This window comes from Nocardia bovistercoris (genome assembly GCF_015674855.1).
Taxonomy (GTDB): Bacteria; Actinomycetota; Actinomycetes; order Mycobacteriales; family Mycobacteriaceae; genus Nocardia; species Nocardia bovistercoris.
The window spans coordinates 230,254-256,142 of the sequence record NZ_JADMLG010000005.1 but is presented as its reverse complement, the minus strand read 5'-3'; the positions used below and the strand labels follow the sequence as shown (position 1 = coordinate 256,142).

The following is a 25,889-nucleotide window of genomic DNA, read 5'->3' as shown; positions in this document are numbered from 1 at the left end:
GTGAGCACCGTCCGGGGGAGAGTAAATGCCATCGAAACCCACCACGCGCTGGCAGGTCAGCGGCTATCGCTTCCTCGTCCGGCGCATGGAGCACGCGCTGGTCCGCCGCGATGTGCGCATGCTGCACGACCCGATGCGCTCGCAGTCGCGCGCCTACGCGGTCGGCCTCGTCCTCGGTTGCGTGGTGTTGGCGGGCTGCGGCATCCTCGCGCTGCTGCGCCCCCAGGACAAGATCGGCTCCAACACCCTGTTGATCGGCAAGGAATCCGGCGGTGTCTACGTCGTGATCGACGACGTGGTGCATCCCACGCTCAATCTGACCTCGGCGCGGCTGGCCTCCGGCGAATCCGGCAAGGCCGTCATCGTCAAGGAATCCGAACTCGGCAAGAAGCCGCGCGGCCAGCTCATCGGCATTCCCGGCGCGCCCGCCACCCTGCGCTACGACAAGAACGGCAAAGGCCGTGCGTGGACGGTCTGCGACGTGCTGAAGGTCGACGGCAGTAGGGAACTCACCACCTCGGTGATCGCCGGGGATCTGCACCTGGGGGAGAAGGCGTCCGCGCTGGCCACCGATCAGGCGCTGCTGGTGAAGGCCAAGGACACCGTGTATCTGGTGTACGACAACAAGCGCGCCCGAGTCGACATGTCCGATCGCGCCGTCACCGACGCGCTCGGAATCACCGGCGCCACACCGCGTCCGGTGAGCGAGGGGTTGATCAACACCGTCCCCGAGGTGCTGCCGATCGTCCCGCCCAAGATCGACAATCCGGGCGGCACGGTGAACTACCAGGCCAACAACCACCGCATCGCCGATGTGGTGCAGGTGCCGTCGGAGCCGGACAAGTACTACGTGGTCCTGCAGGACGGCTTGCAACCGGTGTCCCGACTCACCGCCGACATCATCCGCAACGCGAACCGTTCGCTGTCGGACAACGCGCGCATCGATCAGGCCGACCGGACCAACGCGCACGTCTCGCAGGCGCTCAAGGTCGATCAGTATCCCGAGCGCACGCCGTCGATCGTCGGTATCAACGACCGGCCCATCAGCTGCCTGTCCTGGAAGCCGATTCCTGCCGCCGCCGACAACAAGGACGGCGGCAAGTGGGCCGAGCTCGCGGTGGTCACCGGTGTGACGCTGCCGATTCCGGACAACGCCAAACTGGTTCCGCTGGCCCAGGCCGACGGTTCCGGTCCGAACGCCGACTCGGTCTACGTGCCGCCTGCCACGGGCGCGTTCGTGCAGACCACCGGCATCGAACCCGACAGCCGCCGCAAGGACAGCCTGTTCTACGTGGCCGATACCGGTGTTCGCTACGGCATCAAGAACGCCGACGCGCAGAAGGCGCTCGGACTCGACACCGGATCCGGCGTTAAACCCGAACCTGCGCCGTGGCCCATCGTCGGCCTGCTCGCGGCCGGGCCGACCCTCGGCCGCGAGGAAGCGATGGTCGCCCACGACGGCGTCGCCCCCGATCCGGCGCCCGCCAAACAGCCCGTTGGTAGCTCGTCCAAATAGTCCGGGGCCGTTCGTGATTCGAGAGGTCCGGGCGGATTCCGCAGTGTGGTGACAAGCGCAGTGTGGTGACAAGCGTGGCGTGGTGACAAGCGTGGCGTGGTGATGAGACCGGACGGAGGACGGTGCGCACTCGGGCGCCGTCCTCGTCCGTATTCCTAGTCGTTGTCCTCGGCGACGCCGAAACGGCGGCGGATCGGGAACGAGGCCAGATAACCGAGCAGCAGCGCGGCGGCGATGACGCCGGTGCCGATCAGCGCCACATCGCGCGCGGTGTTGTCCGGCGCGGGCTTCGCGGCGGGCACGGCGAGCTGCTGATTCTTCGGCGGCGTCGGGGTTTTCGGCGGCAGTTCACCGGTGACCTCCTCGGTCAGCGCCGCGATGGGGTCGACCGAGCCGTATCCGATGTACTTGTTCCAGCCTTCGGCAGGCGCGTGCGCGGTGGCCTGGATGCGCTTCATGACCTCGCGCGCGCTCAATTCCGGAAAACGCGCGCGTACCAGGGCGACCACGCCGGACACGATCGGCGTCGCGAAACTGGTGCCCGACATGGGACTTTGCTCACCGCGCTGATTGACGGCGCCCACCGCGGTACTCGTGCCGCGCGGATCGAGCGAGACCATGTTCTCGCCCGGCGCGGCGACACTGAGCCACGGACCCGCCACGGTGAATTTCGACGGCGCGCCGTTGGCGTCGATCGAACCGACCGAGAGCACGTAGTCGTCCCAGCGCGCGGGCACCACATTGACCCTGACCTTGCTCCACGGGTCGGCGGTCGGATCGAGCGGGTCGGTGACCGTGTTCTCGGTCTTGCAGGAATCCTCGGCATTGCCCGCGGCCACGACGACGACGACATCGCGGTCGACGGCGTATTGCAGGGCCGCGCCGATGGGGCCGTCCACGTTCTTCTCGGGACCGCACCACACCTCGGAGATATTGATCACGGTCGCGCCGCGGTCGACGGCGCGCACGATCGCCGAGGCCATGGTGCCGAGCGTGCCGTAACCGTCGGGGAACGCGTCGGGCGCCTTGTCCCGTGACGCGCCCTCTTTCTGATACATCTTGCTGGTCTGGCGGATGGTCATGATCCGTGCCCGCGGCGCGACGCCCGCGAAACCCTGACCGTCGACGCGGGATGCCGCGATGATGCCCGCGACGAAAGTGCCGTGGCCGTCGCAATCCTCGGTGCCGTCGCCACCGGCGGCCACGAAATCGCCCGCGGCCTCCAGATCCGGCAGGCGCGGATGACGCGCGACACCGGTGTCGATGACCGCGATCACCTGACCCTCGCCCTGGGAGAACTGCCAGGCGCGATCCAGGTCGAGGGTGCGCTGGGCCGAGGGAATGGTGGAACCGTCACCGCCGGTGACGATGTCGGCGCAGTTCGAGTTGGCGGGACGCTCTGTCTTGTCCGGCGGCACCGCGGGATCGCCCGCGGGACGAAGGGCGGGATTCACCGCGGGCGGACGATCCGCGTGCGCGACACCGTGTCCGGCGCCGAGGCCGATCGCGGCGCTGAGGCCGACCGTGAGCGCGGCGGTGGCGACCCGGAGACCTCGCTGGCTCATAGCCCGCGAACGAGGGAGTAGAGCGAGGCCACCCAGAACACCAGCGGCAGGACGGCGGCGACGAAGGCGTATTCGAGCAGTTCGACGCCGCGGCGCATCGGCGGGGTGGCCGACTGGTTCGGGATGATGATGCCGAATATCAGCGCGGCCACCAGGATGGTCATGGCCGCGCCGAAGACGCCGAGCGGCATATCCATCTCGAAACTCGCCCCGACCAGCATGATCAGCACGATGGACGCGCCGCCCGCGATGAGTACGACGGCCTGTTCGGCGCCCGCGTAGGTGCGGCTGCGGAACATCAGCACCGCCGAACAGACCAGCGCCAGCGCGATACCGGGCCAGTACGGATCGTCGGCCTCGGGATCGATGGCGGCCATCGCGCCGACCACGGTGACCAGGGTGGTGGCCGCGACCAGGCCGGCGAGGTACATTCTGGCCCGCTCGGACTTCACGCGCAGCACGTCCATGGTCGGCAGGGCGCGGTGGTCGTCCGGGTCGTCCTCGGTGGGATCGATCGGCGTGCCGGGGGAGGGCACCGGGGGTAGGGGTAGCTTGGCCAGCAGCATCGAGATGCGCGGCGAGAGCGAGAGTCCGGCGAGTCCGAGCGCGGCGCCGAACGCGCCGATGGCCTTGGTCGGCTGTTCGGTGAGCAGGCCGACCATCGCGGCGGGCACCGCGTACACCGACAGCGTCGCCACCCCGATGAACAGCGCGAGCCCGACGCCGGTGACCCGCCACGCCAGGATGGCGGTGGCGCCGAGCAGCACGAAGCCGAGCAGCAGGTGCGCCCAGCCGTAATGGTCGGGGACATAGAGCATTCCGGCCGCGAAGGCGGGCGGCAGCGCGCAGCCGCCGAGTACCAGCGCGGTGGCGGTGTCGCCGTACATCCGGCTCAGCACCATGCCCGCGACCACGAGCAGGATCGCGACGCCGACCGCCACCGATCCGCTCACCCACACCGGCAACTCGCTCGGGGACAGCAGCAGACCGAGACAGCCGACCAGCATGGTGACCGCGGCGAGCACCGAACCGGTGAGCCGCGCGGTACGCGGGGTCCAGCTGTTGTAGTGGTCGGCGTCGGCGATCGCGACGTTGTACATGATGTCGTCGAACAGCGGCGTCGGCGCGATGTGCGAGGCGCTTTCGAGCATGAGCAGTTCGCCGTCGCGTACGCCGTGCTCCCCCAGGCTCAGCGAATTGGAGAACGGCGGGTGGCCGATGCGGGCCAGCACCCATTCCGCCGGTTCGTAACGCTCGCCCTCGTTGTCGAAGACGTTGGTGCGGCTGTGCTGTGCGACCATGTCGACGACGCTCGGAATGACCAGCGCGACCGGTACATCCACGGGGATGGCCATATCCACCTGGGTGTGCTTGGCCAGGATGGTGACTCGCGCCAGATCCGGCGCGCGCACGATCCCGCGGGAGGAGTCTTCGTCGATGTGATCAAGGCGCGCGTGCGTCAAGCTTCCCCCAACTCTGTCTTCTACCTCGTGTTTCCGCTGTCGCGCACCGACGGTGGCGAGGTTGCGATCCCCGGCGTCCTGACAGCAGAATGCTGGTCGAACTGTACGACATGTCGGCTGTGGCCTCTACACTGAGGCCGAACTTTCGGCACCGAAAAGGGGGATTCGTAGACCGATGAGTACTGTCCGGTTCCAACGTCGTGCGCGCCGGGAGATGCCGCGCACTCCCGGCGGCGAGGTCACTCTCCAGCCGCCGCCGGAGATCCCTCGGGTCACGCCGGGCAATCTGCTCATGAAGATGATGCCGGTGGTGATGATCATCGGCATGGTCGGCATGATGGCCCTGCTCTTCACCCAGGGCGGCGGCATCGCGTCGAATCCGATGTCCATGATGTTCCCGGTCATGATGATGTTCTCGATGGTCGGCATGTTCGCGGGCCAGGGCGGCGGCAAGGGGCAGAAGGCCGCCGAGGCCAACGAGGACCGCAAGGACTACCTGCGCTACCTCGACCAGGTGCGCAAGGATGTCGACGAGACCGCGAGTCAGCAGCGCGCCTCGGTGGAGTGGAGCCATCCCGAGCCCGCCCTCATCTGGATGCTGGCGGGGACCAGCCGGATGTGGGAGCGCCGCGCGGGGGACAAGGACTTCTGCCACGCCCGCATCGGCATCGGCGGCCAGCGCCTCGCGACGCGCCTGGTCGCGCCGGAGACGGGTCCGGTCGAGGAATTGGAGCCGATCGCCGCGGTCTCGCTGCGCCGCTTCGTGCGCGCGCATTCCACGGTGCCCGATCTGCCCACCGCCATCGCGGTCAAGGGTTTCGCCACCATCGCACTCGACGGCGACCGCGCCGAAGCGCGCGACATGAGCCGCGCGATGCTGTTGCAGCTGTGCATGTTCCAGGCGCCGGACCAGGTGCTGGTCGCGGTCGTCGCGGGTCCGGACACGGCGCGGGAGTGGGAATGGACCAAATGGCTTCCGCACACCCAGCATCCCGACGCCCAGGACGGCATCGGCAGCCAGCGCATGTTCTACGGTTCGATCCGGGAGGCCATGGCCAGTCTGCATTCCCTGCTGGCCAACCGCGTTCGCTACTCGCGTAACCAGCCCGCCAACGCGAATCTGGTGCACATCGTCATCGTGGTCGACGGCGGCCTGCTCGAGGCCGAGGACGATCAGCTGCGCGAATCCGGCTACGAGGGCGTCACCATCATCGACCTGTGCGGATACGCTCCGCGACTGGCGGTTTCGCGCGGCATCAAGATGGTGATCGAGAACGGCGAGTGCATCGGTCGCGGCGCCACCGGCAATCAGGAACGCTTCGCCATCATCGACCGGATCAGCAGCCAGCAGGCCCAGCAGGTCGCGCGCCGCCTCGCCCCCTACCGCGCCGCCACCCAGCGCAGCAGCGACGTCGAAACCGACGACAGCGAGGTGATCTCGACCTGGGCGCAGTTGATGAGCCTCGGCGATATCGGCACCTTCAATCCCGAACACGCCTGGCGGCCACGCTACGGCCGGGAACGCCTGCGGGTGCCCTTCGGCGTCGGCGCGGACGGCCTTCCGGTTGAACTCGACATCAAGGAGGCCGCCGAGAGCGGTATGGGCCCGCACGGCCTGTGCATCGGCGCCACCGGTTCCGGTAAATCGGAATTCCTGCGCACCCTGGTGCTGAGCCTGCTCGCCACCCACTCGCCGGATCAGCTGAACCTGGTGCTGGTCGACTTCAAGGGCGGCGCGACCTTCCTCGGCCTGGACGGCGTCCCGCACGTCGCGGCCATCATCACCAACCTCGAAGAAGAGGCCGACCTGGTCGACCGCATGCGCGATGCGCTCGCGGGCGAGATGAACCGCCGTCAGGAGGTGCTGCGGCAGGCGGGCAACTTCGCCAACGTCTCCGAATACGAGAAGGCGCGCGCGGCGGGCGCCGATCTCGACCCGCTGCCCGCGCTGTTCGTCGTGCTCGACGAATTCTCCGAACTGCTCACCCAGCACCCGGATTTCGCCGAACTGTTCGTCATGATCGGCAGGCTCGGCCGCTCGCTGCACGTGCATCTGCTGCTGGCCTCCCAGCGCCTCGAAGAGGGCAAGCTCAAAGGCCTGGAGTCGCACCTGTCCTATCGGATCGGCCTGAAGACCTTCTCCGCCAACGAATCCCGGCAGGTCCTCGGCGTGCCCGACGCGTACAACCTGCCCGGCGTGCCCGGCGGCGGCTACCTGAAATCGGATTCCGGGGAGATCCAGCGCTTCCAGGCGTCCTACGTGTCCGGCCCCTATGTCGGCGGCGGTTCCCAGCGCGAGGTCACCAGCGCGGGGATCGCGGGTGGCGAAATCGATGTGAAGGCAAGGGCGTTCACCGCCCACCACGTGGATTTCCGGGCCGCCGACCGCATTCCGCTGCCCGCGGAGCAGAACAGCGAACCGCAGGAACACCATTCCGAGGACGGCGAGCAGATCTCCAACCTCAACATGCTGGTCTCCCGCATCCAGGGCTACGGACGCCCCGCCCACGAGATCTGGCTGCCGCCGCTCGACGAGGCGCCGACTCTCGACCAGCTCATCCCGCGCTCGGTGCTCACCGGCGAATTCTCGCCGCTGGCCACGCTGCGCGCGCCGATCGGGATCGTCGACCGGCCCTACGACCAGCGGCGCGATCCGTTGGTGGTCGACCTGTCCGGCTCGCGCGGCAACGTCGCCGTGGTCGGCGGGCCGCAGTCGGGCAAGTCGACCGCGCTGCGCACCATGGTCATGGCGATGGCCATGACCCACACCGCCGAGCAGGTGCAGTTCTACTGCCTCGACTTCGGCGGCGGCACGCTCGGCAGCCTCGAGGGATTGCCGCACGTCGGCTCGGTGGCGAGCAGGCTCGACGAGGACAAGGTCCGGCGCACCATCGCCGAGATGACCACTATCGTGCGCGGCCGCGAGGCCCGCTTCCGCGCGCTCGGCATCGAATCCATGCCCGAATTCCGCAGGCTGCGTTCGGTCGACCCGACGAGCGGCCCGTCCGCGGCAGGCGCGCACGACGACCCGTTCGGTGACGTCTTCCTCGTCATCGACGGATTCAGTTCCATCCGCCAGGATTTCGAGCCGCTGGAACAGCAGATCATGAACCTCGCGGTGCAGGGTCTGTCCTACGGCGTGCACGTGGTGATCGCGCTGAACCGCTGGGCCGAGGCGCGTCCCGCCCTCAAGGACCAGATCGGCACCCGTATCGAACTGCGCCTCGGCGACCCGATGGACTCCGACCTCGGCCGCAAGTTCGCGGCGCTGGTCCCGCAGGGCAGGCCGGGGCGCGGTATGACGCCGGAATGCCTGCACATGCTCACCGGCCTGCCTCGCATCGACGGCAGCTCGGATCCGACCAACCTCGGCCAAGCCGTCGCCGACGCCGTGGCGACCATCGCGCGTCTAACGCCGGGCCGCGCCGCACCCGCCGCGCGCATGCTGCCCGAGGTGCTGGCCCGCGAACAGCTGCTCCAGCACGCGGGGCAATGGCCGTCGCAGACCGATCCCGCGGTCAAGACCATGCGGATTCCGATCGGCATCAACGAATCCGAACTCGCGCCGGTCTACATCGACTTCAACGAGAGCCCGCACTTCATCGTCATCGGCGACACCGAGTCCGGCAAGTCGACGCTGCTGCGCTCGCTGGTCGAGGGCATCGCGGCGTCGAACACGCCCAACCAGGCGCGTTTCATCCTGGGCGACTACCGGCGCACCATGCTCGGCCTCGTCCCCGAGGGATATCTCGCGGGCTACGGCTCCACCGCGCCGCAGTTCACCCAGAACATGGCCGATCTCGCGGGCTACGTGAGCAAGCGCACCCCCGGCCCCGACGTGACGCCCCAGCAGCTGCGCGACCGGTCCTGGTGGAGCGGCCCGGAACTGTACGTCATCATCGATGACTACGACCTGGTCGCCACCTCCATGGGCAATCCGACCTCGGTCCTGGTGGAACACCTCCCGCACGCTCGCGATCTCGGCTTCCACCTGATCATCGCGCGGCGCTCGGGCGGCGCGGCCCGAGCCATGTACGAGGCCACGCTGGCGCGCATGAAGGACCTCGGTTCGGCCGGTCTCATCATGAGCTGCAACAAGGACGAGGGCGTGATGATGGGTACGGTGCGCCCGTCGCCGCTGCCGCCCGGCCGCGGCCACTTCATCACGCGCAACGCACAGGAATTGATCCAGCTGGCCTGGATGCCACCGGCGGAGTGATGACCACCGTCGAGCTGGTCCTCACCGACACCCGCGTCTGGGCCGTCGGGCCGCGCACGCACTGGGACGGGCCACCGTCGGTGGTGCTCGGCGGTGCGGGCGGGCTCGTCGTCGGCGAGCCACTGACACCGCCGACCCAGGTCAGTTCGGCGGTGCAGTACGTGAGCGCCGACCGGATCGCCCTCGCCCCGCGGATCCCGACCGCGGTCGAGGCGCTGGCCGCGGTCGCGGACGCCGTGCTGGACAAGTTGGGTCTCGCGGCGCCGGTGGCGCGTATGACGGTGATCGTGCCCACGGAATGGGGCGGTCACCGGCGCGCGGTGGTCGTCGAGGCGCTGCGTCGGGTCGCGGCGGAGGTGGTGTTCGAGGACACCGCGATTCGCGCGGTCGCCGCCGATGGCGCGGCGGCGCGCGGCAGGCGCGCCGTTGTCCTGGAATTCGGCGCGCTCACCACGACCGCGAGTTCGGTGGCGCCGGGCCCGAGCGGGCTGCGGCTCGAATCCTGTGAATTCGCACCGGATCTCGCCGCGGTCTCGCTCGGTGTCGAGCCGGATGCGGCGCGGTCGCTGGCGGATCTGCTCGGCGGCCTGCTGTCCGGACGTCCCGTCGATGTCGTGCAGGTGTTCGGCCTCGCCGATCCGGTCGCGCTGGAGGCGGTGCGGGCGGAGGTGCGCGGCATCTGCGGACCCGAGACGGCGGTGCGGCCGATCTCCGGCACGGATCTCGTGCGCCCGTCGCAGCCCGAATCCGAACTCGGTGCGACCACGGCCGCGCTGCCGTCGAACGAGTGGTTACAGCCCCTGCGGGAACGTGCTGCTGCACAACGCGATCCGCGCGATCGGCGGGCCGTCTACCTGCTCGGCGGTGTCGCGGCGGCGATCGCGATCGTCATCGGTGTCGTGAGTACGGTGATCGCCCTCGGCGGCTCCGACGATTCCGAAGCGGCGGCTCCGGCGGCTTCGAGCGCGAGTGTCGCAGGCGCCGAGAGCACCGCACCCGCACCCGCCGAGCCGGGGCCATCCGCCGCGCCGTCACCGGAGTCGTTCGGGCGCATACGTTTTCAGATGCCCGACGGATGGAAGTCGGCTCCGGCGTCGGCCGCTTCCCGCCTCGATCTCGCGCCCGCCGACGGCGCGCGGATGCGGATCATCCTCACCCAGAACACGGTGGCACCCGACGCCGGATACGAGCAGATCGCGGCGAATCTGGAATCGCAGATGAGACAACGCCCGGCCATCGGCGACCTGCGCCGCGACGTGGTGTTCGGCGGCCGCTCGATGCTGGCCTATACCGAACGCCCCGAAGGCGGTTCCACCGTGGACTGGCACGTCCTGGTCGAACACGGCACCCAGGTGAGCATCGGCTGCCAATACACGGGCGACGGTTGGCGGACCTTGGCCTCCACCTGCGACCGCTTCGCCGCCTCGGTACACGTCATGCCTTAGCCGGGCGGTGACGAAATACCGAAGCTCTACCGACTGAGCTGCACCGATCGAAAGCTGCACCGATCGAAAGCTGCACCGCCCGAAGGCCGGACAAAATAGTTCGTGCCCCGACGAATTCGCCGGGGCACGAACAGTGCGTGTGGTCGATCTCAGAAGAGACCCGCGAGGGCGGAGTCGGTGCTCTGGAGCTCCGAGTTGCCCGAGCTGACCAGCTGCGCGGCACCCGTGAGGGTGGTGTTCAGCTGCTGGACGTGGGTCTGCCAGGTGCGCTGCAGCTCGCTGAACGCATCGTTGGCCGCACCGGCGCCGTAGGTGGCGACGTACTCTTCGACCTTCTTGTGGAACGACTCGAGCTCCTGGCCGATGCCTTCGGCGCGCTTGATGATCTGCTGCGCACCGGATTCGACACCCGAGAAGTTCGCGGAGATGGGCTTGCTCATGTTCAGACTCCTTACGGAAGAGACGAGGTTCGGGAGAATCAGATCGCGGGCAGGTCCAGGCTGGAGATCTGCGAGTTCACCTTCGAGGAGAACGAGTCGTCCTGATCCTGGAACGAGCCGCTCATCTTGACCAGCTTCTCAGCGGTCTCCATCAGCTTGTCGTTCATCTTGTCGGCCTGGAAGTAGTAGCGCTCCATGAACGCGTTGAACGCATCGCGCGCCTGACCCTGCCAGTTGGCGCCGTTGGTGACGTTGTCCTCGTCGGCCTTGAGCGTCCTGATGGCGATCATCAGGCTGTTGTGCTGCTCCTGGAACTCCTTGGCCTTCTGCGCGATGACTGTACTATCGGCCTTCAAATTGTCCGCCATGGCGGCTTCCTCCTCCTGCTCGTGGTCAAGGCCCGAAGTCTGAGCTGACCCTGTTCATATGGTTGGACGCTCGCTGTGCCGAATCGGTTCCATCCAGTTCGACCTGAATCTCGCTGGAGTTCATCGCGGCTCGAAGCGTGCGCGTTGTCGACCGGCAACACCGAGGACGGGAGGTCTGAAATTCGTTCCCCCGCATGCTTGTGGCAGTTCAGCCTGTGGCAGTTCAGCCTTGTCGCACATCGAACGGTCTCGACCACGGTGCCGTCTGAGTGTCGGTCGCCGCCAGCGCTATCGCTCCCCTCCTTCCCCCTGCTGCTTCCACCTGAACCGGCGAGTGGGCTGGCTGCGCTCACCCTAACCGATGGTGAGAACCAGCGCCACCGCCTATCAAAGTGTATGCGGCGCCGGGCGAATTGCGACCGACTTCCGTCTGCGGCGCGCGATTTCGCCGTGACGAGTCTTACTTTCCGACCGCTTTCGCGATCACCGGAACCATCTTGTCGATCAGCGTGCCGGTCGACTGATCGGTCCAGACCTGGAATGCCTGGACGGTAGCGCGATCGTCCACGACGACGATGCGCGCCGAACTGATCGAAATGCCGACCGGTAGCCCGCGGAAGCCGCCGTTGCCCGCGTCCTTGTCGGTCCTGAGCACGATGAGGACCTCGGAATCGATCTCGTTCGACGACGGTTTGACCGACAGCGAGCGCGGCGATTTCTCGTCGCCGACCGCCTTGTATTTGGCGCTGTAGCGGAATCCGATCTGTTGCAGGAACTCCGCCTGCGCACTCGGTGTGAGTACCGCGCTGAGCGTGCCGTCGCTGTAATTCATCGCGGTGACGGTCTTTCCGGAGAATTCCGGATGAGAATTGCGCACCGCGGCCAACGCGTCGCCGCTGCCCGACCCGGAATCGCGCGTCGCGAAGAAATAGGTGCCTGCGGCGACGACTACGGCGGCCACCGCGAGCAGCGCGCCGATCCCGAGAATTCGCCGTTTGCGCGCGCGTGCCGAACCGTTGCTGTTGCGCAGGGTGTCCACCAGATGCTGATCGGTGGGTTCGATGTAGATCCCGTGATCGGCACGCGGACTCGCCGCGTAGCCCGGCGCACCGCCCGCGGCGTGATATGCGCTCGGCATTCCCGATGTCGCGCCCGCATGCGCCGCGGCGGTACGCGGATCGGTGATGTGCGTGCGCGGCCTCGGGTCGGTGGGGTAGGGCGCGTGGAACTGTTGCGGCGCACCGTAGAGCGCGGCCTCGGCGGCCTGCACGAATTCCCGGCAGGTGGCGTAGCGCCGCGCGGGATCCTTGGCCATCACCTTCTCGATCACGGCGTCCAGCGCGGGCGGGAGACCGGGGCGGGCCTGGCTCAGCACCGGCGGCGGCTCGTGCAGGTGACCCATCATCACCACCGCGGGCACGGTGGCGGGATAGGGATTGCGGCCGGTGAGCAGTTTGAAGAACGCGCAGCCGAGGCTGTAGATGTCGGCGCGCGGATCGAGCCGCTCGCCCATGAGCTGTTCCGGCGGCGCGTACGCGACGGTGGCCATGAAATTGCCGGTCGCCGTGAGATCGCGGCCGTCCTCCGCGGATTTCGCGACGCCGAAATCGGTGAGCAGCACCCGCTCCTCGTCGTCCTCGTCGGCCGCCGAGAGCAGGAAGTTGGCGGGTTTCACGTCGCGGTGCAGCAGGCCGCGCCGGTGCGCGTAGTCGAGCCCCTTGCCGATCTCGGCGACGATGCGCAGCGCGCGCTGCGGCGTCATCGCCGACGGACCCTTGGCGGCTTCCTCGGCGGCGTCGGTGCCGTCGACGTACTGCATGGCGATCCACAGCTGGCCGTCCTCCTCGCCGCGGTTGTAGACCGCGACCAGATTCGGATGGTCGAGGGCGGCCGCGAGATTGGCCTCGCGTTCGAAGCGCGCGCGGAACTCCGGGTCGGTGGACAGGTCCGCGCTCAGGACCTTGAGGGCGTCACGTCTGGGCAGGATCGGATTCTGGGCGAGGTACACCGTGCCCATCCCGCCGCTGCCGAGCACTTCCAGCACCCGGTAGCCGCCGACTATCGCGCCGGGTCGCAACGCCATTCGGTCCTCCTCGACGATCTCCGATACCGCGCGCGGGCGCGTCCGCCACAGCCATACTCCATCACAGCGAACTCATCGGCTGGTCAGGAGTGCGTACTGCGCCGACATCTGCTGGTGTAGTTCGGGCAGTTGCTTACTGCGCGCCTGCACGACGTACCGGTCGACGCGGAGCATGCACAAATGCCCGAGCAGTGTTTCCTTGCCCGCGTACCGGGAGTACTGGGTGATGCATTCGACAGGGTCGGTGATGCCCGCCGGTATCGCGACCAATCGTTGATCGGTATCGAGATTCTCCGAAAACCGCCACCGCTTGTAGAGTCCATCGGCGCCTGCGGCCGTGCGACTGCGGAACACCACGGCGTTGCCGAAGGAAGCCAGGTCGACCTCGTTCTCCCGCAACTTCGCCAGGGTCGTGGCATTGCTGTTCAACAGCAGTGTCGTGATGCCGCGACCGGTGTAAAGGCCGTCCGGTTCGGGTCGGAACGGCGCCTCGGGCGCGCTGGGCAGCGTGCGCCCGAGCAGTCCCTCCGGGTCGAGCGGGATGCGCGGCAGGTCGGCGGCGGGGGTCGGGACGAACTGGTCGAGCAGTGGGATCTGCGTCTTCAGCAGCCGGTCGACGTGTCCGACCAGCGAGGGCAGGTCCGGCGCTCTCGTATCGTCGACCACCTTGATGTACACGACGTAGCGGTCGTGCACGGTCCACGATCCGATGGACGAGACGTCGGGGCGCCAGTGCGCGATCGTGTCGGGTTGCGGGATCGTCGCGGGCTGATTGGTCGAGTTGAAGGTGAAGTCGTCGTGTTCGAGCACCGGCCCCACGGCCTTCGCGATGTCCGCGTTCGGGAACATCAGCACGGCGATATTGGCCGTGCGGCGCTGCGCGTCGCCCGCGGTGGTCTCGGCGTTCACCCAACCCGCGACCAGATCCTTCGCGACGTCGTCGAAGGTGTCGTTGATCACCAGATTGCCGAGGGTCCTGCGGTCGAGCACGATGTGGCTGCGCAGCGGCCACCCGTCCTCGACGTAGGACGGATCGGCCTCCGAGGGCAGCGCGACGTAGTCGGCGAGGCGTTGCGCCTCCCGCGCTCTCGCCTGCCGGTCGTTCTTGGCGTTGCCGACCACGCGCGGCGCGGTCTGGAAGTTGCCGACGTCGAGCGTGGACACGTCGGGTCCGATCCGCACGGGCGATCCGGCGACGGTGCCGCCGCAACCTGTCGCGGTCAGCGCGAGCACCGCGGTGAGCGCGGGTACGACGATGGTCAGCATGGCGCCGCGCGGGCGCGGTAGGGATCTCATCGTGGCTTCCTCATTCGGCGGCGAGCAACTTGTACTGCGCGGCGGCCTTCTGGTGCACTTCCTGCGGGTTTCCGCCGCTCACGACCGCGACGAACCGCTCGTACACGACCAGACAGCTCGGCGGATACGTGCCGCTGCGCTTGTCGTCCTTGGCGGCGAGACAGCGCGCGGTCGGCAGGCCCGACGGCGGATCGATCGCCTTCGTGCCCTCCGCCAGCTGCGCGAGGAAGGCGGCGACCAGGCGTTCGGCGGCATCGGGATCCTTGGCGCGGTAGAGCCGCGCGTCGGAGAAGGCGACCAGGTCGACGCCCGCGTCGTCGTAGGCCGATTTCGAATTCGCGGGGCGCCCGACGTAGTGCAGCGCGGCGCGGGCGGGCATGACGAACGACCTGCGGTCGAATTTCGCGTTCTCCACGTTCGCGGGCGGCAGGGTGCGGCCGAGCATGCCGTCGACATCGACCGGGATCGAGGTGAGCTGGTCGGCCGGGGTCGGAGTGTAGGACTTCAGGCCGTCGACCATCGCGTCGATGGTGTGCCGGGCGAGCTCGGCCAGCGGCGCGGCCTGCACCGGTTCGCTGATCGGATCGTCCACGTGCACCCACAGCAGCAGCGAGTCGCGCGCCTCCCAGACATCGAGATAGTGCTTGGCGGGTGTGAACTTCGCGCGGGCCGACGGGTGGTCGGGGATCGCCACGGTGTCGCCGGGCGCGTTGCGGGCCTGCCGTTCGATCAGCCGCGCGCCCGCGGTGTCGGCGGCCGCGGCGTCGGTGAAGCGCAGCACGGTCGCGGTGAGCTGCCTGCCGAGGAAGGTCGAGGCCCGACGCTCGGCGCTGGTGGTCCACCCGGTGACCAGACCGGTGGTCAGCTCGGCGAATTCGGCGGACTCCAGACTCCACAGCGCAGGTGGCGACCCCGGAATCACCCGCCGCTCGGGGCCGGACAGGCGCTGGAAGGTGAACCGGGGATCCATCTCGGGAAAGGTCGGGACGGTCGCGCCGATGCGCACCGCCTCGCGCAGCGGACCGTATTTGGGATCCCGCAGCGCCGCGAGATCGCGGGGCGCGGTGGGGTAGTTGCCGGAATCCAGCGCCGAAATGTCCACGGCGGGTGTTGATGCCTCGGGATCGGAGCAGCCCGCGGCGAAAACGGTTGCGGTGGCGACGCACAGGGCGAACAGGTGTCGGAATCGCATGGCAGTCCTACTCACTGTTGGCCAGGATCGCGAACTGGGCGGCGGCGCGCTGGTACAGGTTGATGTCGATCCGCGCGGCCACCGGGGTTTCGGCGAGCACGACCGCGACGTAGCGTCCGTGCACCACCGTGCAGAACGAGTCGACGGCGCGCGCGAAAGTCTCGGCGTCCAGGCGCAGGCAGCGCGCGTCGGGCAGTCCGGGCGGCGGATCGATCACCTCGTCGTACCGGCCCGCGGCCATGAGCGCGGTCTGTAGTCGGAACGCGGCGGGCAGGTCGCGCGCCCGGTAGACGATGCCGCCGCGACGGCCGACCAGGTCGACGCCGTTGTCCTCGAAGGCCTTCTTCAGCTGCGCGGGATAGCGTTCGAAATGCAGTTCGGCGGCCGGGGGATACACCGAGAAGTCGGTGTCGGTGAACGGGTCGGTGAAGTCGGGGGACTGCGGCAGCGCGCGGCGCATGATGCCGTCCACATCGGCGGGCTGATCGAGGACGTCGTCCCAGTCGGTCGGTTTCAGCTGGTCGAGCAGCGGCGCCTGGCGATCGATCGCGGCGCCGAGGATGCGGGTCAACGCGGCCGGATCGGGTTGCGGGATACCCGCGTTGATCAGCACCGTGTACGGGCCGCGCGAGTAGAACGCCGACCCGTTCACGGAATCGCGCGTATAGGAACGCACTTCGGGATGGCCGTCGACCGAAAGCGCCCGCGATTCCGGATTCTCCATGCCTGCGCGCAAGAAGTCCTCGGCCGCCTTCGCCGCCGCGGCATCGGTCGGAAAGCGGAAGATCGCGGCGATCAGACGTTTTCGGCTGCGCAGATTGTTGTTGATCCGCGAGATGTAGGTGCCGGTCAGCATGTTGTTGTCGACCAGCGGCGGCCGCATGAGATCGGGCAGCACGCCGAGGGTGAACGGCGTCTCCGGGGTGGCGAAGAAGCGGACGTCACCTACCTCGGTCAGATCGGGATCGACATCGGCCGGGTGGACCAGGTATTCCAGCGTCCGCCGCGCCTCCATCAGGCGCACATCGGCGGTCGAGGACGGATCGGGATCGTAGGTCGTCGGCTCGCGCCCGTACGGCCCGGTCTTCAGGATCGCCAAGTCGACCGTCGACTGGCCCGGTTCCGGAACTCCCGCGACGGTCGCGGAACATCCCGCGACCGCGGCGGTCGCCAACAGCATCACTAGCCCGCGGCGCACTCTCATACAGCCCCCGTTTACGGATCGTCGGCTCATCGCCGTACGCCGAGGGACCGAACCGCAGCGCCGGGTGAACACCCGGCCGACCGCACGCTCCCCCGCCGTCGCGTACTACCCGCGGCATGCTACTGCACGGTTGCTCGACGCGCGTCGCGGCCACAACGCGCGGGCGCGCTACAGGCTGTTGGCGAGCAACGCGTATTGCGCCGCCACCTTCTGGCGAACGTCGGGTTCCTTGTCGCTGGTCACGAGGCCCACGTAGCGCTTGTACGGGACGTAGCACCGGTACCGGAAATCCCGGTCGTTGTCGCCGATGGCGTTGAGTTTCAGGCATTTCGCGTTCGGGACGTCGTTCGGCGCGGTGACCGGATCGAATTCGACGCCCATCGTGTTCACCAACCCGTCGATCAGCGTGCGCGAGGCGTCGACGCCTCGGGTGCGGAACACCAGGCTCCCATCGACGACCGCGATCTTGTCGGTACCGGTGTCGTCCAGCAATTTCCGGGTGGCCGATTCGTCACTCGCGGAATGCACGGCGTAATCGGGTCCGTATATGGCGAATTTCCGGCCGTCGGGTACGTGGCCCTTGCGGTCGGCCACCGCGACGCGTGCCAGCAGCCCTTCCGGGTCGACCTTCAGCGAGTCCAGCTGGTTCACCGGGGTCGCGCGGAAACTGTCGAGCCGAGGAGTCTGCGCCGCGAGCGTGCGTTCGACCCAGTCCAGCAGGTCGGAGCCGTCGGCGCGCGGGCGCTGGATGAACAGGGAGACGACGAATTCCTTGTGCGCGTAGAAGGCGCCGACATTGGCGACGCCGGGACGCCAGTGCACATACGCGTCCGGGTACTTGTTCGACGGCAGTTTGCGATTGTCGGGGGAGACGCCGAGGTCGGCGTCCTCGAGTTCGCGCGCGGCGAGTTTGGCGGCTGTTTCGTCGGGGAAACGCATCACGAAATTCGTGATCGCGGTGGTGCCCGCCGTCGGTCTGGTGTCACCCTTCGGATCGGGATTGTCGGCGCCGCTCACCGAGAACCCGACGACGAATTTGCGTTTGTCGAGCACCGGCTTGGAGACATTGGCGACGAAATCGATCGCTTTGGCGCTGTCGGCGACGACGGTGCTGCCCCGTCCGTATCTCAGCGACGGATCGACCAGGTAGGTCGGCGCGACCGCGTCGGCCATCCGTATGCCCTCGAGCACCGAGCCCTTGCCCGCGGAGTTCTGGTCGTAGCGGTGCGCGTCGACCGGATAGGTGCCGACCTCGAGCTTGCGAACATCCACTTCCCCCGGAACAGCGGTGCCGTCGACCCCGCCGCAGCCTGCGGCCACCCCTGCGATCACGACGCACGCCGCGGCGAGTGCGATGCGCGAAATCCGAACCATGACAGGCCCTTCGTTCCTCCCGGATATGCCTTTCGAAGTTACCGAAGAACACCGGCACCAGCGACCGATGTCGCCGGATCGGTAGGCTTGCCGGGACGGTCGTCGCCGCGCGGCGCGGGCCACTACCCTGTTCGGTATGACGACGACCTCGACGCCGACCCTCCGCGGAGGCGGATACCGTTGAAGGATCGGCAGGTCGAAGTCGTCGCGGGCAATCATGTCCTTGCCGTGGTAGCGGGCGCGGTGCTGTTGGTCGCCCATCGCGGCGCGCAGCGGCCGGTCGCCGGGGCTCCCGCCGCCGTAGCGGTGGAGTCGCTGGCCGATCTGGTCGCCGAGGCGGTGCACTACCAACCGAACGGGCCAGGCGCGATGGTGGCCCGCCAGGCGACCCGCTGGCTGATGAAGTCCGCCGAACAGATCAGCCCGGGTGTGCCGATCGATTTCGGCATCATGTCCGAGGCCGAGCACGGCGGCCTCGCGATCTTCCTGCACGGCGCGATCACGGCGATCCTGGACGACGAGACGCGGGTGGAGCGCTTCCGCGGCGGCGACGCCGCCTTCACCGTCGATCGGGTGGTCGCGATACCGGCGCGCGCCGCCGCACTCTACGTGGACGAGGCCGACGGCCGGATTCCCGAACCGCCCGCCGACCGCGGCATCGGCCGCCTCGTCGAGGGCATCGCGCAGGCGGGCGGCGTGATCGTGTGGTCCGACGGCGGTGGCGCGCCGTGGGCGGGCGAAGGCCGAACCGCCCGCCCGGCGCAGCCGCCGCTGCCGACCGCGCGCATCGACCCCGAGCCGAGGCGCGAGCGACCGGACACCAGGTACGCGAGGCCGAACGACACCAGGCACGCGGAGCGGAACGACACCGGGTACGCGGAGCGGAACGACACCGGGTATGCGGAGCGGAACGACACCGGGTATGCGGAGCCGAGCGACACCGGGTATGCCGAGCCGAGCGACACCGGGTATGCCGAGCCGAGCGACACCGGGTATGCCGAGCCGAGCGACACCAGGTATGCCGAGCCGAGCGACACCAGGTATGCCGAGCCGAGCGACACCAGGTATGCCGAGCCGAGCGCGCCGTCGCGCGAGCGGGCGCATTCCACCGCCGATCAGCTGCCGACCTCCATGCTGGATTCCGCCGCCGACGTCCAGGATCCGCATCAGGCGGTGACCCAGTTCGGCGGCACCAATCCCGCACCGCGCCCCGACCCGGATCTGCAACGCAGACTCGAGGCGACGGCCAAGGCGACGGCGCTCACCGTCAAGGTGCTCGGATTCAAGTGCGCGCGCGCCCATCCCAGCGATCCCCGTTCGGCGTTCTGCACGGTCTGCGGCATGCCGGTGGACCAGACGCAGGCGCTGATCGAGGTGGTCCGCCCGCCGCTCGGCATGCTCGTACTCGACGACGGCATGACCTACATGCTCGCCGCCGACGCGGTGCTCGGGCGCGATCCCGAACATTCCGAGGCCGCCCGGCGCGGGCTGATCCCGTTGAAGGTCGACGACTCATCGGGCGGGATGTCGCGGGCGCACGCGGAGATCCATCTCGTGAACTGGGATGTCACCGTCATCGATCGCGGGTCGACCAACGGCACCCGCACCCGGCTGCCCGGTTATCGCGACTGGGTCCGGCTCACCCCGAATCAGCCGATGACCCTGATACAGGGCACCGAGGTCATGATCGGCAACCGGGTGCTGCGCTACGAACCCGCCGCTCCGCCGCCTTTCGGTGGCTGAGCCTTTCGGTGGCTGACCGCCGATCAGGAATAGCGGGACATGCAGGTGTTCTCGCCGTTCAACACGCCCGCGCGGAACGCGTCGACACGGGAGAAGCCGCTCGGGACGGTCTTGCCCTGCACGTCGCTGGCCGCGAGTCCGTCGGTGAGCAGACCGGACACGGCCTCGTCCAGGTCGCCCGCAGACAGCGTTATGTCGCCTTCGTTCTTCGCTCGGTTCGGGTCGGACAGCTTTCCGGTCACCACGCCCGCCAGGCAGGCCGCGCGCAGGCCGGTCTTGGCGCCGACGAGTTTCTGGGCGTGGCCCTGTTGCACGGCGAGGGTGTAGCGGGAGATGAAGACGACGTAGCCGTTGTAGTCGCCGGTCACCTTCAGCGGTAGCGGGTTGTCCGCGTCCTGGTCGGCGACCCCGCGTTCGGCCAGTTCCGTGACGTCGGTGGCGATGGTGTTCTTGGCCGGGCAGTAGGAGACCGGCGGCGTGGTCGTGCCGTCGCGGCAGTCGATGGACGCGCCGCTGTAGTCGAAGGTGGGTGGCTTCTGCACCGGCAGTATCGAGTTCAGCGCCTTGGCGAGTTCGAGCAGGCTGTCCTTGGTGATCGGGTACTCGCCGCGCGCGTAGTCGCCGTCGAAGGACTGCGGAAGGTTGCCGCGCCGCTGATTGATCTCATCGATATCGATGCCGCGGCACGCCTCGGGGCCGTCGGTGAATCCGATCTGCACGGCGGTGACGCGTTCGAAGGCCGACCCGTGCACGCTCTCCGGATCGTCGGGATCGGAATCGCGGATGGCGACGGTGGCGGCCAGCACCGAGTTCAGGCCGTCGGAGGTGTTGATGGTGAAATGCGGCGACTTGCCCTCCGCGGTGTGCCGCATGAACGCGCCCGCGAAGCAGTCGGCCTGCTGCTCCTTGACGATGACCGGATCCTTGGCGTCGACGATCTTGGCCATGTTCTGGATGGCGTGGCCGTATTCGTGGGCGAGCACCATGACCACGGCCATCTTGCCGAAGGTCTCCTCCATCGTCGGCAGCAGCACCTCGCGATCCCAGCCGATCGAGTTGTCGAGGCGGCAGTAGGCGGCGTTGACCAGGTGGTAGGTGGTTTCCTTGCAGAATTCCTTGGCCTGGGTGCGCGGCGCCTTGGCATTCCACGACAGCAGCCGTTCGACGGGGGTGAAGGCGCCGTCGAAATATTTCGGGTACTCCTCGCGCCAGTACGCCTGGATGTCGTCGACGGCGTTGAGGGCGAGCTTGTCGGTCGCGCCGCCGTCGCCGTTGGTGGCCGTGAGGGGAGTGTCCGGCGCGTTCGCTCGCGGGCCGCTCGGGCCGCTCGTCGTCGGCAATCCGGCGACCTTGAACGGGTCGTCGTAGACCGACACCGCACGCCCGTCGACGGCCCGCGTACACCCCGCCAACAGCGCCATCGCGCACAACAGCGTCGTAATGACCGCGGTCGCTTGGCGTTTCGGCAAGGCTCCCCCTTGGTCGTCCGGAGATCTCGTTCGCGTCGGTCGCCGGATCGGGACAAAAGGCGCGTCGGGGGCACCGCCGATGTCCGGGTGATGGCATAGTATCCGCTGCATGTCTTCACCGGGGGCGCAGACCATCACCGTGCGCCATGATGGAACCGAACGGGTCTTCGATCCCAGCCAGAAGATCACCATGGGCCGCGCGCCCGAGGTCACGCTGTTCGTGGACAGCCCGCTGGTCTCGCGGGTGCACGCCACCCTCGCCTGGCAGGGCAGCGGCTGGGTGCTGACCGATAACGGCAGCACCAACGGCGTCTTCGTGGACGCGCGGCGGCTGAGTCAGCCCGTCGCGGTCGACCGTCCGACCCAGGTCCGTCTCGGTGACGCCATCAGCGGCCCGCTGCTGCATCTGCTGCCCTCGGCGCCGCAGACCCGCGCACCGCAACCCCCGGTCGCACAGCCGCAGCGGCCGAACTATCAGCACCCCAACCGGCCGCCCCAGGGACAGCAGCAGCGGCCGACGCCGCCGCAGCGGCCCGCGCCTCCCACACCGCAGTCGGGGCCGCAGCAGCAGGTGCCGTACCAGTCGGGGCAGATTCCGCACCAGCCCGGCCAGGCGCCGCAGCAGTCCGGTCAGTTGCCTAGGCAATCGGGGCAGTTGCCGCAGCAGCAACCCGTGCCGCAGCCGGACAACGTGAACATGACGACGCGGGCCGACACCTCCGCGCTGCCGCCGGTGCGCGCGCGGGCCTCGACGGGCCCCATCGCCCGCGCCGACCGGCTCCCGCCCGGCGGCCTCGCCATCGGCCGCACCAGCGACAACCAGATCGTCGTCAACGACCCGCTGGCCTCGCGCAAACACGCGCGACTGGTCGCGGCCGCCGAAGGGCTGACGATCGAGGACCTCGGATCGGCCAACGGCACCTTCGTCAACGGCACGAGGCAGCAGCGCACGCCGCTGCGCGAGCGCGACATCGTCACCATCGGCAATGTCGACTTCGTCGTGCAGCAGGGCACGCTGGTGCACCGGCAGAAGCCGGTCGCCGAACAGGGCCTGCACGTGCACGGCGTCGGGTTCACCGTCGAGGGCAACAAACAGCTGCTGGTCGATGTGAACATGCAGGCCGGTCGCGGCACCCTGACCGCGCTGATCGGCCCGTCCGGCGCGGGCAAGTCCACGCTGTCGAAACTGATCGCGGGCAGCACCCAGCCGTCGGGCGGCGTCGTCACCTTCGAGGGCCGCAACCTGCACGCCGAATACGAGGCGCTGCGCTCCCGCATCGGCATGGTGCCGCAGGACGATGTGCTGCACCGCCAGCTCACCGTCCGCCAGGCGCTCGGCTACGCCGCCGAACTGCGGCTGCCGCCGGACAACACCAAGGCCGACCGGCAGAAGGTCATCGACGGCGTCCTGAAGGAGCTCTCGCTCACCGAACACGCCGACACCAGGGTCGACCGACTCTCCGGCGGCCAGCGCAAACGCGCGTCGGTGGCGCTGGAACTGCTCACCGGTCCGTCGCTGCTCATCCTGGACGAGCCGACCTCAGGACTCGACCCCGCGCTGGACCGCCAGGTCATGGTGATGCTGCGGGAACTGGCCGACGCGGGTCGCGTGGTGATCGTGGTGACCCACTCGGTCGCCTGCCTCGACATGTGCGATCAGGTGCTGCTGCTCGCCCCCGGCGGCAAGACCGCCTTCTGCGGCCATCCCGCGGGCGTCGGCGGCGCCATGGGGACAAGCGACTGGGCCGAGATCTTCGGCATCGTCGCCGCCAACCCGGATCAGGCGTTCGCCGCGTATCGCTCGCGGCAGGCGTTCACCCCGCCTCCGCCGCCGCCCGCGCCACCGCGACCCGGCGCCTCGGGCAGCCCGCCGCACGCTTCCGGTTTCAAACAGTTCTCCACGCTGGCGCGCAGGCAGATCCGGCTCATCTTCGCCGACCGCGGCTATCTGGCCTTCCTCGTGGTGCTTCCGTTCATCCTCGGCGCGCTGTCGCTGGTGGTGCCGGGTAAGAACGGGTTCACCGAGGGCGGGCTGCGGATGGACCCGGTCACCGGGCAGCCGGGTCCGACGATCAGTTCCGAGGCGCAGCAGTTGCTCGTCGTGCTGATCCTCGGCGCCTGCTTCATGGGCGCCACGCTCACGGTGCGCGATCTGGTCGGCGAGCGCACCATCTTCCAACGGGAACGCGCGGTCGGGTTGTTGCCGTCGTCGTATCTGCTGGCCAAGATCGCGGTGTTCAGCATCACCGCCTTCCTGCAGTCGGCGGTGCTGGTCGGGATCACCCTGGTCGGCAAGAAGCCGCCGGGGGCGGGGTCGGTGATCCCGTCGGGCAGCGCCGAACTGTATCTGGACATCGCGTTGACGGCGGTGTGCTGCGTGGTGTTCGGTCTGCTGCTGTCGAGTCTCGCGAAATCCAACGAGCAGGTCATGCCGATGCTCGTGGTGATGATCATGGTGCAGCTGGTCATGGCGGGCGGGCTCATCCCGGTCACCGGGCGGCCGGGGCTCGAGCAGGTGTCGTGGCTGTTCCCCTCCCGCTGGGGTTACGCGGCGGGCGCTTCGACGGTGGATATCAAGACGCTGTTCCTGCGCGCCGAGAACGACTCGCTGTGGAATCACGAGCCGGGGACCTGGGTGCTGAACATCGTGCTGCTCGTGGTGATCACCGCGCTGCTCGCCGTCATCACGTGGACCAGGCTGCGTTTGAAGAAGTCCGCGGCGTGAGGATGGCTCCGCACGGCTACGACCTCGCGATGGCGGGTATCGCGAGCGTCGCGCCCGGGTACCAGGCACACTTGTGCCTGTGACGGTGCGAGTAGGGGCGGTACATCTCGGATGGGATGTGGTGTCCGTGGCTGCGGGGGGCGCGGGGACACCGATCCGCCCGGTACAGGTGGAAGGAACGTATACGCCGCCCGCGTATCTGCTTGCCGATTCGTCGGGCAGGTTGCATACCGCGGGCGTCGACCGGCAGCGCCCGGATCTCGGGATGGCGATCGCCGACGTGCGCGATATCCTCGGCCACTCCCAGATCGTGGTCGCGGGCGCCACCTGGCCGGCCGAGTTGGTCTTCCGCGCCCGCATGTACAACCCGCTGGCCTCGGTCGGCAAATATCTGCGCGGCAAACCCGATGTGGTGGCGCTGCCGTATCCGGACGGTTGGCCGGACGAGAAGGTCGAGCTCTACGCCGAACTGGTCGAGCAGTTGGACGTGACGGTGGAACCGCTGCCCGAGAGCGTCGCGCTGTCCGGCTACGTGCGCGCGCTCGGCCTGGTCCTTCCGCCTGATGCCCGCGACCCGCGCGGTATCGGCGCCACCGGCGTCTACTCCGACGGGCGCACCGTACTCGTGGTGGCCGTGCATGGCGACGACGAGCAGCCGACCGAATCGGTGGACGTGCCGGTCACCGGGGAGGCCATGCGCGACGCGCATTCGGCCGACAACGTGGTCATCGAGGTCATGGCGGCGGCGCGCGCGATCGGCGCGGACACTTCGACGGTCCTGCTGTGCGGCAATGTCTGTTTCAACGATCCGTTGCGGCTGGCCTTCCAGAACCATCTCGGTCACCGGTTGCGGGTCGCCGACCATCCGATGCACGCGCTGGTGCTCGGTGCGACGCATCTGCTGGTGACCGATGGCGAGGCGGTCGAGGAGGAACCGAGCGGTCGGCATGTCGAGCCCGCGCAGCCGGTGCGTCAGGATGTCGCGCCGGTTTCGCGAGGGCCGGTCGAGCCGCAGCCCGCGCCGCCGGTCCAGGCGCCGCCGCCGGTACAGCCTGCGCCGCCGATGGGACCTCGAGGTTCGGAACCGCCGTCGGCCCCGGTGGTGACCTACGGACCGGGCTATCCGACGACGCCGCCCGAACCCGGCGACGAGCCGACCACACGGGTCACCAGGGGTGAGCCGCCGCGCGGTCTGCCGCCGAATCTCGCCGAGTACGGCAGTCGATTCACCCGCCCGCCTGGTCAGCCCGAGGAGCGGTCGAGCGGACCGGGATATCCGCAAACCGGACCGTCGCCGTACGCGCCGCCCGCCGGTCCGCCGGCCGCCGGTCCGCCGCGGGACCGGTGGGCCGAGAGCGGTGCGGTGCGTCCCGAAGACGAGGACGAGCAGCCGCGCAAGGGCAAGCGCTGGAACAAGTTCAAGGACAATCTGTTCGGTGCGCACACGGTGGTCGGCGCGGTCGCGCTGGCCGTCGTGGCGCTGTCGCCGGACGCGGATCGGGTCGAGTTGGCCGGTTCGTACGAGTCGGTCGCGTGTCCGCTGACCCCACGGGCCGATTCGGAGGGTCCGCAGGGGATCGTCTCGGTGCGCCGTCAGGGCGACGAACCGGAGTGCGCGCAACCCGGCGTCGACACGCTGCGCTTCGTGATTCCCGGCCCGCCGGACGCGGTCGATCCGGGGCCGCCGGTTCAGATCTGAGCCGATTCCGAGGTGTCGATACCCGCCTGGTATCGTGGCTCGCTGGCGTGCGAGCTGTATCGAGGTCCCGGGTCTCCACCGGCCGCCG

Annotated in this window: 16 protein-coding genes; 6 read left to right on the top strand and 10 right to left on the bottom strand. The window is 68.6% G+C overall.

Features of this window, described 5'->3' with window-relative positions; all coding sequences use genetic code 11:
* Positions 1-25 precede the first annotated feature (25 nt).
* Complete coding sequence (eccB, locus tag IT779_RS14835) at positions 26-1,516, top strand: type VII secretion protein EccB (protein ID WP_196149888.1); 1,491 nt, start codon at positions 26-28, stop codon at positions 1,514-1,516.
* Positions 1,517-1,671: 155 nt separating this feature from the next.
* Here eccB and mycP read toward each other — a convergent pair whose 3' ends face one another.
* Both mycP and eccD read right to left on the bottom strand, forming a co-directional pair.
* Positions 1,672-3,081, bottom strand: a complete 1,410-nt coding sequence (mycP, locus tag IT779_RS14830; RefSeq protein WP_196149887.1) for a type VII secretion-associated serine protease mycosin — start codon at positions 3,079-3,081, stop codon at positions 1,672-1,674.
* Complete coding sequence (gene eccD, locus IT779_RS14825; RefSeq protein ID WP_196149886.1) at positions 3,078-4,544, bottom strand: type VII secretion integral membrane protein EccD; 1,467 nt, start codon at positions 4,542-4,544, stop codon at positions 3,078-3,080. Before eccD ends, mycP begins: the two co-directional genes overlap by 4 nt.
* A gap of 175 nt (positions 4,545-4,719) precedes the next feature.
* On the opposite strand from eccD, the gene eccCa reads away from it, so the two are divergent.
* Together eccCa and IT779_RS14815 are read left to right on the top strand one after the other, a co-directional pair.
* Positions 4,720-8,763: a type VII secretion protein EccCa gene (gene eccCa, locus IT779_RS14820; protein ID WP_196149885.1), complete on the top strand. Its 4,044-nt coding sequence runs from the start codon at positions 4,720-4,722 to the stop codon at positions 8,761-8,763.
* Positions 8,763-10,208 (top strand): type VII secretion-associated protein, encoded by a 1,446-nt coding sequence (locus IT779_RS14815; protein WP_196149884.1) that lies wholly within the window; start codon positions 8,763-8,765, stop codon positions 10,206-10,208. The genes eccCa and IT779_RS14815 overlap by 1 nt, the downstream gene beginning before the upstream one ends.
* 149 nt (positions 10,209-10,357) lie before the next feature.
* Here the strand turns inward: IT779_RS14815 and IT779_RS14810 are convergent, their stop codons facing one another.
* The 7 genes from IT779_RS14810 to IT779_RS14780 all read right to left on the bottom strand — a co-directional run bounded on the left by IT779_RS14810 (position 10,358) and on the right by IT779_RS14780 (position 18,165).
* Complete coding sequence (locus IT779_RS14810; RefSeq protein WP_196149883.1) at positions 10,358-10,648, bottom strand: WXG100 family type VII secretion target; 291 nt, start codon at positions 10,646-10,648, stop codon at positions 10,358-10,360.
* A gap of 38 nt (positions 10,649-10,686) precedes the next feature.
* The gene (locus tag IT779_RS14805) at positions 10,687-11,016 is read right to left on the bottom strand and encodes a WXG100 family type VII secretion target (protein WP_196149882.1); all 330 of its coding nucleotides are present in this window, start codon (positions 11,014-11,016) and stop codon (positions 10,687-10,689) included.
* A 460-nt stretch (positions 11,017-11,476) separates the two neighbouring features.
* Entirely contained in the window at positions 11,477-13,099 is a 1,623-nt protein-coding gene (locus IT779_RS14800; RefSeq protein WP_196149881.1) for a serine/threonine-protein kinase, read from the bottom strand.
* Between the two features lie 72 nt (positions 13,100-13,171).
* A complete protein-coding gene (locus IT779_RS14795) occupies positions 13,172-14,395 on the bottom strand; it encodes a DUF7373 family lipoprotein (protein WP_196149880.1) in 1,224 nt (407 codons plus the stop codon).
* A gap of 10 nt (positions 14,396-14,405) precedes the next feature.
* Positions 14,406-15,587 carry a DUF7373 family lipoprotein gene (locus tag IT779_RS14790; protein ID WP_196149879.1) on the bottom strand — a complete coding sequence of 394 codons (1,182 nt, stop codon included), beginning with the start codon at positions 15,585-15,587 and terminating at the stop codon, positions 14,406-14,408.
* 7 nt (positions 15,588-15,594) lie between these two features.
* The gene (locus IT779_RS14785; protein ID WP_232541754.1) at positions 15,595-16,767 is read right to left on the bottom strand and encodes a DUF7373 family lipoprotein; all 1,173 of its coding nucleotides are present in this window, start codon (positions 16,765-16,767) and stop codon (positions 15,595-15,597) included.
* 192 nt (positions 16,768-16,959) lie between these two features.
* Positions 16,960-18,165 (bottom strand): DUF7373 family lipoprotein, encoded by a 1,206-nt coding sequence (locus IT779_RS14780; RefSeq protein WP_196149877.1) that lies wholly within the window; start codon positions 18,163-18,165, stop codon positions 16,960-16,962.
* Between the two features lie 180 nt (positions 18,166-18,345).
* On the opposite strand from IT779_RS14780, the gene IT779_RS14775 reads away from it, so the two are divergent.
* Positions 18,346-19,908, top strand: coding sequence for an FHA domain-containing protein (locus IT779_RS14775; RefSeq protein WP_196149876.1), 1,563 nt, complete (start codon positions 18,346-18,348; stop codon positions 19,906-19,908).
* Between the two features lie 23 nt (positions 19,909-19,931).
* On the opposite strand, the gene IT779_RS14770 is transcribed toward IT779_RS14775, so the two are convergent.
* Positions 19,932-21,377 (bottom strand): neutral zinc metallopeptidase, encoded by a 1,446-nt coding sequence (locus IT779_RS14770; RefSeq protein WP_408637757.1) that lies wholly within the window; start codon positions 21,375-21,377, stop codon positions 19,932-19,934.
* A 109-nt stretch (positions 21,378-21,486) separates the two neighbouring features.
* Between IT779_RS14770 and IT779_RS14765 the strand changes: the two genes are divergently transcribed.
* The gene (locus tag IT779_RS14765) at positions 21,487-24,102 is read left to right on the top strand and encodes an FHA domain-containing protein (protein ID WP_196149875.1); all 2,616 of its coding nucleotides are present in this window, start codon (positions 21,487-21,489) and stop codon (positions 24,100-24,102) included.
* Between the two features lie 79 nt (positions 24,103-24,181).
* The gene (locus IT779_RS14760; RefSeq protein ID WP_232541753.1) at positions 24,182-25,801 is read left to right on the top strand and encodes a hypothetical protein; all 1,620 of its coding nucleotides are present in this window, start codon (positions 24,182-24,184) and stop codon (positions 25,799-25,801) included.
* Positions 25,802-25,889: the final 88 nt, after the last annotated feature.

Bases quoted from the DNA above. Each gene is read 5' to 3' on its own strand.
- eccB (WP_196149888.1), top strand. From the start codon at position 26: ATGCCATCGAAACCCACCACGCGCTGGCAGGTCAGCGGCTATCGCTTC.
- mycP (WP_196149887.1), bottom strand. From the start codon at position 3,081: ATGAGCCAGCGAGGTCTCCGGGTCGCCACCGCCGCGCTCACGGTCGGC.
- eccCa (WP_196149885.1), top strand. From the start codon at position 4,720: ATGAGTACTGTCCGGTTCCAACGTCGTGCGCGCCGGGAGATGCCGCGC.
- IT779_RS14815 (WP_196149884.1), top strand. From the start codon at position 8,763: ATGACCACCGTCGAGCTGGTCCTCACCGACACCCGCGTCTGGGCCGTC.
- IT779_RS14810 (WP_196149883.1), bottom strand. From the start codon at position 10,648: ATGAGCAAGCCCATCTCCGCGAACTTCTCGGGTGTCGAATCCGGTGCG.
- IT779_RS14805 (WP_196149882.1), bottom strand. From the start codon at position 11,016: ATGGCGGACAATTTGAAGGCCGATAGTACAGTCATCGCGCAGAAGGCC.
- IT779_RS14800 (WP_196149881.1), bottom strand. From the start codon at position 13,099: ATGGCGTTGCGACCCGGCGCGATAGTCGGCGGCTACCGGGTGCTGGAA.
- IT779_RS14795 (WP_196149880.1), bottom strand. From the start codon at position 14,395: ATGAGATCCCTACCGCGCCCGCGCGGCGCCATGCTGACCATCGTCGTA.
- IT779_RS14790 (WP_196149879.1), bottom strand. From the start codon at position 15,587: ATGCGATTCCGACACCTGTTCGCCCTGTGCGTCGCCACCGCAACCGTT.
- IT779_RS14785 (WP_232541754.1), bottom strand. From the start codon at position 16,767: ATGCTGTTGGCGACCGCCGCGGTCGCGGGATGTTCCGCGACCGTCGCG.
- IT779_RS14780 (WP_196149877.1), bottom strand. From the start codon at position 18,165: ATGGTTCGGATTTCGCGCATCGCACTCGCCGCGGCGTGCGTCGTGATC.
- IT779_RS14765 (WP_196149875.1), top strand. From the start codon at position 21,487: ATGTCTTCACCGGGGGCGCAGACCATCACCGTGCGCCATGATGGAACC.